The following is a 13,071-nucleotide window of genomic DNA, read 5'->3' on the forward strand; positions in this document are numbered from 1 at the left end:
CATGATCGCCATCAAAGACCTATCCATCAGTTTTTACACGAAATCCGGATTCGGATTTAAAAAGAATCGAATCGCCGCGGTAGACGGAGTCAATCTTGAAATCGCAAGCAACGAAATTCTAGGATTAGTGGGAGAATCGGGTTGCGGTAAGTCCACGTTGGGAAGAGGTCTCGTAAAACTTTTAAAACCCGAATCGGGAACGATTCATTTTGAAGATACGGAGATTTCTTCGCTTTCTTCTTCCGAATTTTTTCCGCTTCGAAAAAATCTTCAGATCATCTTTCAAGATCCGTATTCTTCCCTGAACCCGAGAATGACGATTGCGGAAATTCTTATGGAAGGTTTGGAAATTCACGAAAAACTTTCCACCGAAGAAGCCGAATCCAAAATCAAAGACATTCTGCAAAGAGTGAATCTATCATCCGATATTCTTTCCAGATTTCCCCACGAGTTTTCCGGCGGTCAAAGACAAAGAATTGCGATCGCAAGAGCGCTCGTTTTAAAACCCAAGTTTGTCATCTGTGACGAATCGGTCTCCGCACTCGACGTTTCTACGGGAACTCAAGTTTTAAAACTTTTGGTCGAATTAAAAAACGAATTCGGGCTTTCGTATTTGTTTATCTCTCACGATCTCGGTGTGGTAAAATCGATCTCGGACAGGATCGCGGTCATGTATTTGGGGAAAATCGTCGAGCTTGGAAAAACGAAGGACATCGTTTCTTCGCCTGCTCATCCTTATACAAAGGCTTTATTTCAATCGACGTTCGACGTTTACGATCGAAAGAAAATTCGAACTCCGCTCCAGGGAGAAATACCGAGCGTGGTTCATAAACCTTCCGGTTGTCACTTTCACACGCGATGTCCGATCGCACAGGATCTCTGCAAAAAGGAGATTCCCGTTTGGAAAGAAAACGAAAACGGGCAAAAGGTTTTGTGTCACTTTCCGTTGGAAAAAGGAAAATGAAATTCCTCAAGCGCATTCAAGAATTCTTATACAGCAATCGAATCAAGTTTCTTGCGATTCTGTTGTTTCAGGTTCTTGCATTGGCGCTCTTCACCCTGTTACCGATTCTTTCCCGTCAGGATTTTTATAAAGACTTTATATTAACCGAAATCGAAAAGGAAACCGGATTGGAAGTAAAGGTGGAATCTTCCGATTTGATTCTCTTTCCGTTTCCCGGAATCGAGCTGAATTCCGTGCAAGTTCGAAAAGGCGATTTGATTATCGGAATCAGCGATCAGATCAAGATAGATATTTCCTGGTTCGGTCTGTTAGGACAAAAAGTCGAGATCCGGGACGTTTCGATTTCAGGCGGACAAATCAATCTTCACAAACTGAAAGACGGTTCTATCGATTTGATCGAGTTTCTTCAAAACGGAAAGGGAGATCCGAAAGAGGATCATGAAACTCAGACGATTAAAATCTTCGATCCTACATCATCGAACTCAGGCGCTCCTCTGAATCCGAAAGATGTTCTCAAGATCGGATTAAAGAACATTCAGATCGAGAATTTCTACGTTCATTATCAGGACGATACTCATAATAGGACGTATGGAATCTATCTTTGGAAATCCTCTTTCGGTATTTCCTTTTACGGAAATACCCTCGACATAACTCTGCAGGGAAAATTGGACGAGCAGAGTTTCCAAATTTACGGAAGCGCCGGGTTGGACGAGTTTCCTACAACGCTCGAAAAACTTCAATTCCAAGCGACGATCATATTCGACAACTGTTCTCTTTCCATCTTTCGCGATTTACTTTCGATTTTTCCCAACGCCGATTTTTCCAAGACGACCTTTAACGGAACGATCAAAATCAACAAAGCCGTCAACGAAACCATCAATTTCAACGTAATCGCTCAAGCGAAAAACTTCGCATACAAAGGTGGGAATCCGTTCGGCGATCTGAAAGTGAATTTGGAGTTACGTCTGGATATTCCGAATAAAAAATTAGATTTTCCTTATATAACAGCGGTTTGGCCCGGAGTGGCGGAAGGAAGTGCAAGAGGAACTGTTCTGTGGAACTACAAGACAAATTCTTCATTTCAAATTTCCGCAAACTATCTGGATTATCAGAGTTTACTTCGTCTCGGAAAGTTATTTGAATTTACGAAGAAGTTCGACGATCCTAAACGTCCGGACGGCGTTTTCTATTTCAGCGCCGATCTGAAAAACGTGTACGCATTAAAACATAGATTCCCGGTTTTAAAGGCGGAGATCAAATATACGTATCCCTGGATTCAGATTTCCAGTTTTCACGCATATATTTACAACGGAGAAATATTAGGAAAATCTAAAATAAATCCGTTCAAGTCCAGATTCGAGGTTCAAGGAGAAGCGTATCGAATTCAAACGGATCGGATTCTCATGCCTTATGTAAACGATCGGATCATCAACGGAAATTTGTTCAGCAAATTCAGTTTTGTAACGGAAGTCCGCGATCAATCTCCGGACTTTGTGGGAGATTTTTTTAGGAACATGGAAGGCTCCGGAAATCTGCAGATATTAAACGGAGAACTTTTGGGTTACGCGAACTTTATGATTCCTGTTTTGAATACGCTTGGAAAAATCATTTCCTTCAACGGTATCGACGGAAGAAAGGTGGAATTCTCCTCTTTAAAATCGGATTTCAAAATCGAAAATAATCGATTCTACTTTCAAAACTTAAAACTGCAAGGTAACGGTTTGGAAGCGGACGTAAAGGGCAACATCGGCTTCGATAAAAATGTGGACGTTCTTCTGAATTTAAGAATGGGCGGGAACATCGTCGGCAAGGCTCTGAAAATTCCGATCATTTATAAAGGGGTCTTTAAACAATCGATTCCTTATATAGATCCGATTTGGCTGGGATCGGTCTTTGCAGGAAGCACCATCTTAGCACCATTCTTCACGCCTGTGGGAGGACCGTACGGCGGTGGCATTGCCGGATCCGTCGTATCGGAATATGTGCGAGATGCTTGGGAAGGCTTTAAAGGTTTATTCTCATCCAAAGAAGAGAACAAGAAAAAATAAAATCGAAATTGTCTGGAGAATTCATGAAACCAAAATTATTGATTCGGATCGCCGCCATTATGATGCTCATCTTTGCGATCGGACATTCAATCGGTCATTTTACTCGATACAACACGACCAATCCGCAAGCGGTTACCGTTATTTCTACAATGCAGCAAACAAAGATTCCAATGGAAGGCGTTACAAAATCATACGATCAGTTCTATTCGGGAATGAGTTTGAACCTGAGCATCGTTTTGATTTCGTTGACGATCCTTCTTTGGTTCTTATCGAATCTTGCAGAATCTGATCCACGTGCGACCTTGAAACTTTTGCTTCCGATTTTCTTTTGTATCGCCGCTTTTTCGGTTACTGGTTTTTTCTATTTCTTTGCGGCACCGACACTGATTTCATCGTTGGGTTCGATTTCACTTTTGGCGAGCATCGCGATCTTGCAAAAGAAATTATAATAAGAATTGAGATTCGATATTCTTTCGAAGGGATCGGTTCCGTTCGACAATTGACTGTGAAAGATTATGTTGTCGGAAGTACTACGATTGAACCGTAAAACTCGAATGGCCCCCACCCGAATTGGGTGGTGGTGGCGGGCTCCGTGGGAGAAATCGGCTGAATTTCCGTTAACAGGAAAATCGCCGGATGTCAACTTGGATTCTATCTAAAAACCGTTGTCGTACCTACGACATCAGTTACTTAATTAGCTTGCACGCATAATGAAAGACATCCGAGGAGGACGGAGTCGCTCAGGTAAAATCCAAATCCATTCCTTCTTGAATCAAAATTCGAAGCGCATTGCTCGTTTCCACCAACCCGTCTCGAATCTTATAATCGAAGTGCATGGTTCCGTTTAAAATTTCCTCCTGAAAATGTTTTAACACGACGCCGTCCACCTTTGCAAGTTCGAGATCGTGGCTTGTCACCAAACCGACCACTCGATTCTTTTTGAGTTCCTTTAAGATTCCTTTGCACGCAAGAGAACGTTCTCTCGTATTGGTTCCTTTTAAAATTTCATCGAGCAAAACAAGATGCGGTTTACTGCCGTCTTTGATCTTTTTAACGATCTCGGAAAGCCTTCTTACTTCCGCATAAAAGAAAGAGATTCCTTCTTCCAAGTTGTCCTCGTTTCTCATGCTCGTATGAACTTTCAACACGGGGAGTGAAAATTCTTTTGCAGGCGCCGGACCTCCGGCCAAAGAAAGAATGGAGGCAACGCCGATCGTACGCAGATACGTCGTTTTGCCGGACATATTCGAACCCGTGATTAAAACGACATTCCCTTCTTCAATCGCTTCCAAAGGATTGGAAACTCTCGACTCGGAAGGAAGCAAAGGATGAAAGAGTTCCTTACCTGCAATTCCTTGCTTGGAAGTTTCGGGGAGAATTTCCGGAAAACAATAATCGGGAAACATCCACTTCAGATTCGCAAAAGGAAATAGAGAATCGAATACGGTCAGATCCTCGATCGAATGTTCCAAAAGAATCGAATGTTTTTCTCGCCATTTCGAAATTCTTTGCAAGATCCAAAGATCGTATAAGAATAGATTGTTTAAAATCAAATGGAGCAAAGGCGCTTCGGTTAACGCGACCCGTTTCAAAATCCGATCCAAATCCTCGTACGCGGATTTTAATTCCCTCTTTGAAGTTTCGTTTAAAAACGTCCTTCCGTTTTTGTCGCGAACGTTCAAACCCTTCAAATAAATTAGAATTTTCTGAAGTCCTCCGATGCTTCCCGAAAGAGCATAATACTGACTGAAAATTTCGAGGGAGCGGGAGCGATACAACCCGAACAAAATCAGATTGAGGAAAAGAACCGATGCGGGAAACGGAACGCCTAAAAGAACGTTCGCAGGAATAAAAGCCAATACGAGAATCGTAACCGGTTTATAAATTTTCCGGAGCCAAGGATACTGATCCCAGAGTTTCGAATCGGCATCGTTTCGTATCAGTTTCAATTCCGCCTTGGTAAATGCGGATGTAACATCCTGATTCTCTCGGAGATAAGAAGCCAGCCTCAACACTTTAGGAATCGCGAATGTTTTTTCGGAAATCGATTTTACGATCGATTGACGTAATAGAACATTCTCCCTTTGAAAATCATCGGAAAGATCGTCGGTCGGATCCAAAAGCGAAACCAATCTCTGTTCCGCGTTCCGACTGAATGTTGTATCGAGCCACGGAAAAAGTCCGTTCTCCCGAAACAAATCCAAGTCTCTCGCCAACGGAGAAACCGTTTCCGAAGAAAGTTTCGTTCCGTATTTTTTACCGTAACCTCGAATTCCGATTCTCGCGATCTCGCGGTTCAATACGAAACTCCAAAGTCGAATTCTTTCCCTGGATAAAAGAGTCTTTTTGTATTTCCTTACAAAAACGAAAAAGATCGAAAGAAGAATCAAAGACGGCAGATAATAAACATAGGAAGAACGCAGATAATAGAAAACGGAAATCCAAACCGCAAACGCGGAAAAGAAGCTTAGACGAAATAAGGAAAGTCTGGATAAAAGCGAGGAAACCCGATCGTGATGACGGTTTACTATTTCAGCTCTGCGTTGAAGCCGATCGATCTGAAGAGAGTGTGTCATCCGGTAAGGGAATTGATATTTTCGTAGTGTTCGTTTTCGCGTTTATAAAGTTCGAAATCCAGCAAACGAACCAAAGATCCGAGGTCCGGCATCACCCAGCGCGAAACCAATTTCCCGCGGTCCTTGCCCTTGATCTTATCCACGTACGCGTATCCGAACAAATCCGTCCCGTACTCGTACGCGACGAATCTTCCCGTCCTTTTACCCGTATTGTTGATCAACCGAATCTGCATTTTTTTGCAATTTTACCGTTTTGGGAAAATTCGTACAAGAAAAAAAATACTCAAGGATTTTCCAATTTCATCGATAGATAGTTCAGGGAGTCAATTGCTTTCTCACGGATGAGATCGGGCAGGATTTCCAATAAAAAGATCACCAACCAAACCAGAAGTCGCATGGAGGCGCAAAATGTTTTATCCGGAAATGGATCCAGATTTAAAAAGTTCCTTTCTTTCGATCGACAAAACCGTCGCAAACCTCGTAAACAATACGATTCTTCCGCAATCCGGATTAAAAGCCGGTAACCTTCTGAACGCGGATCAAATGAAAAAATTAAAAGAAATCCGCAAACGCAGATTCAGATCCAGCGAGTGGAAACAATTCTTAAAGGACTAAATTCTAACTTCGCTTAACAAACGGCGAATTCGATTCTATGGATCCTCGCGTAAAAGCAAAACTTCCATACGAAAAAGAATTCTTCCAGAATCGAACCTATAAAATAAAAAAGCCTGCTAAAATAGCAGGCTTTTTCGTGTTAAACCCCAATACGCTTTTAGTATTTGGTTTTGGTCGAAGGCATCTTAACGTTTAGAATCACGTCCACCTTCGTTACATCCCCCTCTCTTACGTTGATCATCGAATTGTTAAGATTCAAATCCTCCGCAAAAGAAGCCTTGATTTCGTAATCACCCGGCTTGAGGTTTGTGAACCAGAAATTTCCTTCGCTGTCCGTATTCAATTTTTGAATTCCGGTTACGCTGGAAATCGTCGGCATAAAGATAGGCTGATTGATCACAGGGTTATCCAAGGTTTTGTAAAAAACCTTTCCTTGAATCGCGCCGAAACCGCTCATAGAAACGTTGATCGGAAGTTCGTTCTTTTTATTCGGAAGAACCGCGAACGTTTCCTGAATCTCAGGATAATCGTCGGCTTTGATCGTAATTTTATGAACGCCGGCCGGCACCTTGCTCAAAGTGATCGTGTAGATATTTCCAGGGATCAATTGTCCTTGTCGTTTCACGGCACCCCAAAAATTGGAAGAAGTCGCCGTAACGGAAGAAGCGAATTCCTGATCGTCGATATAAACCTTTACGTTCCGATTCCCCTTTCTCTTCTTTTTAGCAAAGATAAGAATATCGGGAGGAAGATCGGAAAGTCCGTAAGCACGATCTTGAATGATCGTAGTCTTTAATACCAAATCCCCTCTTTCATTCGTAGGAACAACCGGAGGTTCTTGCGGAGTTACCACAGGCTCGGTAGGGTTCGGTTTTACAGGATCGGGTTCCGGTTCCACGGAAGGAGGAGGAGGTTTCGGAGGATCAACTGGCTTAGGAGGTTCTGGATTTTTTTTACCCGAAAGAAAAATCCCGGATGCGTTTCCGGAAATTTGCGGCACCTGTTCGTGCTGAAACTTCTTAGCCATCTGAACGGTTTCTTCTCTGGATTTAAAGAAGGCTTCCAGCGCAGTAACCACGTTATCTTTATTCAAGTCGGCCGTGCTAAGCGCCTTACCGAAGTTATACGTAAAGATTCCGTGATTGATGCTGCCACCCACTTCGATCGCGGTTTGGTTATCGTCCGCCGAAGAGATGATCGCTTTGTCTTGAAAGAAAAAATCCTCCGAGTCTTGTTTCACGGTTCCGTCGCTTCCCTCGGGAATCGGAACGTCCGCCGAACCTCGAGTCGCCTTTCCTTTCTTAGCGATACCGCCGGAAAAACAACAGTCGAAGATAAAGACCGTTTTCGGAGATTTAACTTTTTCCAAATACTTATTGAGTTCGTCGTCCGGAAGATGCGGTCGATCGTAACAGATGATTAAGTTTCTCATCCCATTCTTTGCGGATGCGTCTCTTTGAAATGCGCCGTGACCGGAAAAGTAAAGAAGAACGGTATCATTGTCACCGGCTTTCTTCGCTAAGGCCTTAATCTCTTTTTCTATATTATCTTTTGTGACTTCCTTACCGAGAACGATCTTCACCTCGTCGAAGTTCCCCACTCTCCGAATCTCGTCGTTTAGATAAGTGGCGTCCGCTTCACAAAGATTAAGTTCCGGAATTCCGGCTTTGTTTCCGGTATAATTGGAACCGAAAATAAGCCCGTATCTTTTTTGTGCAAAAGCGTCGGTCGCAAAAAATAAAATCAAACAGACGCTGATTGCCGATAGCTTGGATTTCAAACCTGGCCTCCTGGGATGATTTGGAATGGAATCAGGGTAGCAAAAGAAATCCTTTTGTCATTATTTTTTTAGGGAAAGAATCGACGCTTCTAAATTTAGGAAAGAATTTTCCAAAATTTATTTGGCCGGAATGGAACGAAAACGGATACAATTTGCAATCGAATTTACGGCCTATCTTGAAACGGAAATCGATCGAATTATTTGTAATAGAAAACGGTTCTTAAAAAACTTTCGAAAAATTCAAAAACGATTCAAAAGAAATAAGAAGAGGGCTTTTCATATTCGACAAAGACCTCTTCTTAAAAAAATCGTGAAGATTAGAGTTCGTGTTTATAGCCGACTCGGTATTGTGTTCCGCCCAAAACGACTGGATAGGATGGTGAAGGCGATAATCCGAGAATTCCCCCTGCAGATTGAGTATGACCCGTACCTAACTTATAAGAATAAAACGTTTCCGCCTCTAAGTAGATAAATCCCTTCTCGGTAAGTCTGGATTGAGCTCCTACAATCCAGTTTGGAGCAACACCGGACACACTGAATCGAACGTCTTCCCAAGCTGCGGTTGGGTTGATTCCGTCGGACACCAAGTTTCCAATCGTCGGACTGATCGGAGTCGCAATATCATGGACAATATTGGATAGATTCGATCCAGCCAGACTCCAACCTCCTTTGAAGTAATGGACACCGCCCCCTATATAGATCGCGTTGTCCTCGGAAACGGAAACCTTGATTCCTACGTTGATCGGGATTTGAATTGCGTTATAATCCCACGTAATATCATAAAATTTGAATCCTAACGCTTTCGCTTCGGTGTCACCTCCAAAATATTTTCTCGTATAATTTGCCGCGATTCTTGCAAAATAGAATTTCCCGAATTCCTTCTCATAACCTGCCGAAAAAACAAGACCGGACATAGCGCCATTCGCTTTCACGTTGATCAATCCCGCCGTTGTATTCTCCAAGGTTTGCAGACGATTTTCGGGAATTACAGCTCTTCTGGGTGCGACTCCCGCATTCGCATTTCCACCCGTTCCACCCGAAGCGACGTCGTAATAATTCGCCGAATCTAAACCGTCTTTCGTAATCGTTCCACCCATTTGAGCAAGATCGAACTGAAGACCGAGACTTCCGAATACATACGACTTTGCGCTGATTGAATTCAGCGAAAGCAACGTTAAAGAGACAACAAATACAACTGTAAGTAATTTTCGAAACATGATTAACTCCTATTTTTCGATTGAGTTTACAGATGTTAGAGTGAGAAACACTCACTCCAACTTCTGCCCTGAGAGATCGTAGACGGAGTAAAAAGGAACGTCAAATCGGATTCGAACAAAATCAAAATTCAGGTTTTCTTATTTTATAAGAACATTATAATTTAATTATATTATAAATTATTTCAAATAAATCGTTTTGGTACATTAAACTTTTTTGTATCTAATTTTTTCATTTTATTATAAATTGATCGGACAATCGCACAGGACTAATAAAACCTAAAGTATTTTTTATATTTTGAAAAGTTTCGATCCTTCATAGTCTGCTTAAGAAAATAAAAAAACCCGGAAGACTTTAGGTCCGCCGGGTTTTCTCTGCAAGAAAAGCGAAATGAAAATTACTTAGACAACCACTTCATCATGCTTCTCAGTTTTTTACCGACCGATTCGATCGGGTGAGCCGCATTCTTTTCTCTCATATTCTTAAAGTTTGGATATCCCGCTTTTGTTTCGGCCATCCAGTTGGTTGCAAATTTTGCTCCCTTATCTTTTTGAATATCGTTCAGAACTTCTTTCATTCTTTGTTTAACGCCTGCATCGATCACGCGAGGACCGCTAACGTAGTCGCCGTATTCCGCAGTGTCGGAAATGGAGAATCTCATTCTCGCTAATCCGCCTTCATAGATCAAATCGGTGATGAGTTTCACTTCGTGAAGACACTCGAAGTAAGCGATTTCAGGATCGTATCCTGCTTCGGTCAGGGTTTCAAAACCCGCCATAATCAAGTTGGAAAGACCGCCGCAAAGAACGACTTGTTCTCCGAAAAGGTCGGTTTCCGTTTCTTCGCGGAAAGAAGTTTCCAGAATTCCAGCGCGTCCTCCGCCTACTCCGGCAGCGTGCGCAAGCGCTCTTTTCTTTGCTTCGCCGGTTGAATCCTGATAAATCGCGATCAAGCAAGGAACCCCGCCGCCTTCCGTATAAACTCGGCGAACCAAATGGCCCGGTCCTTTCGGAGCGACCATATATACGTCCACGTCTTTCGGAGGTTGGATAAAATCGTAATGAATGTTAAACCCGTGAGAAAAAACGAGAGCGTCGCCTTTTTTCAAATTCGGTTCGATGTCTTTTTTATAAAGATCGGCTTGAATCGTATCGGGTGCAAGAATTTGAATGATGTCTGCTTTTTGAGAAGCTTCAGCGACGCTGTACACTTCGAAACCCGCATTCTTAGCGTCTTGAACTGATTTGGATCCTTCTTTCAAACCGATAATAACTTTGAGTCCGGAATCCTTCATGTTTTGAGCCTGGGCATGTCCCTGGCTTCCGTAGCCGATCACTGCAATGGTCTTACCTTTGAGCGAGTTTAAATCACAGTCGGCGTCGTAATAGATGTTTGCCATTTTCCCTTTCCTCGAGTGTTCCTTTTTACTAAACATTTGAAAAAGGGTAGAATGACAACTGAAATAACGAACCTCAGTTCACGACGATTTCATTCCTTTCTGCAATCGTTAAGCCGGTAGAAACCTGGATGGTAACGACCGAAACCTGAATTCTTACTTTGCAAATTATGTATCATTGAGGTTCAAAACAAACCGGATCATGCATCGAACAAAGTCTATTCCCCATCGACCTTGGTCAACCGATTCGACTGGAGATCCAGTTCGAGAATGATATTCGCAAGATTCTCGCTTTTTTCCGTCAGCGATTCCATAGAATTCTGAAGACTCGCAATCGCGTTTACGATTCCGGTAAGACCAATGCTTTGTTCGGAAGAAGCAAGTTCGATTTCGGAAGACAAGGATCGCAAATGATCCAGCGAAGAAAAAAAATGAGAATTGATCGTTCTCTGTTGTTCGAATAATTTTAAGAACTCGTTAAACCTGGAAAAGAGATCCTGAAATAAAATATCCTGTTCCTTTACATGCCCCGCGGTCGTTTCCGCGGACTTCCGACCCGTAACCACGTGATTGGAAGAGTCACGAATGATCTTGGAAATCAAATCCGCGTTACCCGCGCTGCTTTCTGCAAGTTTGGAAACTTCCTGCGCGACTACCGCAAAACCCTTTCCGGCCTCCCCGGCTCGCGCAGCTTCGATCGAAGCATTCAAAGAAAGAAGATTCGTTCGATCCGCAACCTCCGACATGATCCGATTCACTTCTCCCACGCTCCGGAAAGAATCTCCTAAAGAAGATAACGATTTGGCAAGTTCTTCCACAAAACCCGTCACCATCGAACCGGACTTACGAACCTTATCCATACTCTGATCCAAGGTTTCGTTAAACTGCGAAATTCTTTCGATGATCGATTTTAGATTATCCGTATGATTCAAAAGACTTGCAATTTGTTTAAACTGTTTTTGAACCGTATCGGAAGAATTCTCCGTTTGCGATTGAAATTCCTCAACCGTCGAGCTGATCTCCTCGAAGGAAGACGCGTGATCCGAAACCAATGCAGAAAAATCGTTCATAAAGTTCTTTAGATTTTGCGAAGAACTTTTGAGATATTGAGCGGACTCGTTCATTCTTTGCGTTTTATCATTCATAAATCGATACGACTCTTCGAGTTTCTTTTGTCTGATCTTGGAATTGTCCCTGAGTTTTAAGAAAAGTTTTACGAGAAATTGCAAAATCAAGGAAGAAGTGAACATAAACAAGATCTTCAAAAACTGTTCCGAAGGAGAAGCGCTTCCGATCGCAGTTGAAAGAACCGGATCAATCACAAAGTTTAGTCCGTTTAATCCGGAAAGCATTATTACGATCGATTGGGTCAAAGCGGAAATAAAACCGATCAAAACGATGAAGTTCGGTGAAAGTAAAAGAGTGGAACAGATGATATATACGAATCCGATCGCAGTCAAAACCTGATTGCGAACGACACCCGCCGAAAGCTCGGGTTTATCAACCGCAACAACAGCCATAGAAGAAAAGAATATAAGAACGTCGGCAACAAGCAGAACCTTGCTTTGAATTTCCGTAAAACCGTTCCGAAATTTGATTTTATAATAACCGTAGAGAGCGTAGGCGAATATGGTACTAATACCTACGAGATACGAAGCGTTTTGTCCCGGACTATTTTGTTTCCAATTTACGAAGACGGAAAAATAAAATAGAAAAACCAAAATCAATCGTATATGGTTGATATAGATCGAACCGGAAGCGATAATCTCTTGGTCGGATTGTTTGATTTCGTTGTCGATAACTTGCATCGACCCGAAATATTTGCTTTGAGTTAGTTTCTCAAATCATTTTTAATACGTTATGCGAAACAGAACTATCAAATTATAAAAACTTTGGGATTGCCGATTCAATTCTCAGACTTCCCCGATTCGCGTTAAGGAATTCGATTGAGTTTCCAATTCCCGCACGATTAAGCTTAGATTCTCGCTTTTTTCAACGAGCGATTCCATAGAATTTTGCAGCGAAGCGATCGCTTCCACAATTCCTCTCAAACCCATTTTTTGCTCGGAAGATGCGATTTCGATTTCGGAGGACAAAACTCTGAGTCGGTCCAAGGTGGAAAAGAATTGAGCATTGATTCTTTTTTGTTCTTCGAACATTTTTGAAAACTCTTCAAACCTGCCGAACAAATCCTGAAACAAAACATCCTGTTCTTTTACGTGGCCTGCCGTAGTCTCCGCAGATTTTTGACCCGTAACCACGTGATTGGAAGAATCACGAATGATCTTAGAAATCAAATCCGCGTTACCCGCGCTGCTTTCTGCAAGTTTGGAAACTTCCTGCGCGACTACCGCAAAACCCTTTCCGGCCTCCCCGGCTCGCGCAGCTTCGATCGAAGCATTCAAAGAAAGAAGATTCGTTCGATCCGCAACCTCCGACATGATCCGATTCACTTCTCCCACGCTCCGGAAAGAATC

At 42.5% G+C, this 13,071-nt stretch carries 11 protein-coding genes; 4 read left to right on the forward strand and 7 right to left on the reverse strand.

The window, feature by feature from the left end; translation table 11 throughout:
• The first annotated feature begins 1 nt into the window (after position 1).
• Genes DLM76_RS05090 through DLM76_RS05100 form a run of 3 tightly spaced genes read left to right on the forward strand, consistent with a single transcriptional unit; the run spans position 2 to position 3,461 of the window.
• Positions 2-964, forward strand: coding sequence for an ABC transporter ATP-binding protein (locus DLM76_RS05090; RefSeq protein WP_118964509.1), 963 nt, complete (start codon positions 2-4; stop codon positions 962-964).
• Positions 961-3,012, forward strand: a complete 2,052-nt coding sequence (locus DLM76_RS05095; protein ID WP_118954652.1) for an AsmA family protein — start codon at positions 961-963, stop codon at positions 3,010-3,012. The genes DLM76_RS05090 and DLM76_RS05095 overlap by 4 nt, the downstream gene beginning before the upstream one ends.
• Positions 3,013-3,035: 23 nt before the next feature.
• The gene (locus tag DLM76_RS05100) at positions 3,036-3,461 is read left to right on the forward strand and encodes an LIC_13387 family protein (RefSeq protein WP_118964510.1); all 426 of its coding nucleotides are present in this window, start codon (positions 3,036-3,038) and stop codon (positions 3,459-3,461) included.
• A gap of 291 nt (positions 3,462-3,752) precedes the next feature.
• Here DLM76_RS05100 and DLM76_RS05105 read toward each other — a convergent pair whose 3' ends face one another.
• A complete protein-coding gene (locus tag DLM76_RS05105) occupies positions 3,753-5,588 on the reverse strand; it encodes a MutS family DNA mismatch repair protein (protein WP_118964511.1) in 1,836 nt (611 codons plus the stop codon).
• Positions 5,585-5,821, reverse strand: a complete 237-nt coding sequence (locus DLM76_RS05110) for a hypothetical protein (protein WP_118954649.1) — start codon at positions 5,819-5,821, stop codon at positions 5,585-5,587. The genes DLM76_RS05105 and DLM76_RS05110 overlap by 4 nt, the downstream gene beginning before the upstream one ends.
• A gap of 175 nt (positions 5,822-5,996) precedes the next feature.
• Between DLM76_RS05110 and DLM76_RS05115 the strand changes: the two genes are divergently transcribed.
• Positions 5,997-6,203 carry a hypothetical protein gene (locus tag DLM76_RS05115; RefSeq protein WP_118954647.1) on the forward strand — a complete coding sequence of 69 codons (207 nt, stop codon included), beginning with the start codon at positions 5,997-5,999 and terminating at the stop codon, positions 6,201-6,203.
• 157 nt (positions 6,204-6,360) lie between these two features.
• Here the strand turns inward: DLM76_RS05115 and DLM76_RS05120 are convergent, their stop codons facing one another.
• The 5 genes from DLM76_RS05120 to DLM76_RS05140 all read right to left on the reverse strand — a co-directional run.
• A complete protein-coding gene (locus DLM76_RS05120; protein WP_118954646.1) occupies positions 6,361-7,983 on the reverse strand; it encodes a caspase family protein in 1,623 nt (540 codons plus the stop codon).
• Between the two features lie 317 nt (positions 7,984-8,300).
• The gene (locus DLM76_RS05125) at positions 8,301-9,200 is read right to left on the reverse strand and encodes a porin OmpL1 (protein WP_118964512.1); all 900 of its coding nucleotides are present in this window, start codon (positions 9,198-9,200) and stop codon (positions 8,301-8,303) included.
• Between the two features lie 395 nt (positions 9,201-9,595).
• Positions 9,596-10,597: a ketol-acid reductoisomerase gene (gene ilvC, locus DLM76_RS05130; protein WP_010573233.1), complete on the reverse strand. Its 1,002-nt coding sequence runs from the start codon at positions 10,595-10,597 to the stop codon at positions 9,596-9,598.
• Between the two features lie 215 nt (positions 10,598-10,812).
• Positions 10,813-12,402 carry a methyl-accepting chemotaxis protein gene (locus tag DLM76_RS05135; protein WP_118964513.1) on the reverse strand — a complete coding sequence of 530 codons (1,590 nt, stop codon included), beginning with the start codon at positions 12,400-12,402 and terminating at the stop codon, positions 10,813-10,815.
• Between the two features lie 105 nt (positions 12,403-12,507).
• A partial coding sequence (locus tag DLM76_RS05140) for a methyl-accepting chemotaxis protein (protein ID WP_241548177.1) occupies positions 12,508-13,071 on the reverse strand: 564 nt, incomplete at its 5' end.

The organism is Leptospira yasudae, assembly GCF_003545925.1.
GTDB lineage: Bacteria > Spirochaetota > Leptospiria > Leptospirales > Leptospiraceae > Leptospira > Leptospira yasudae.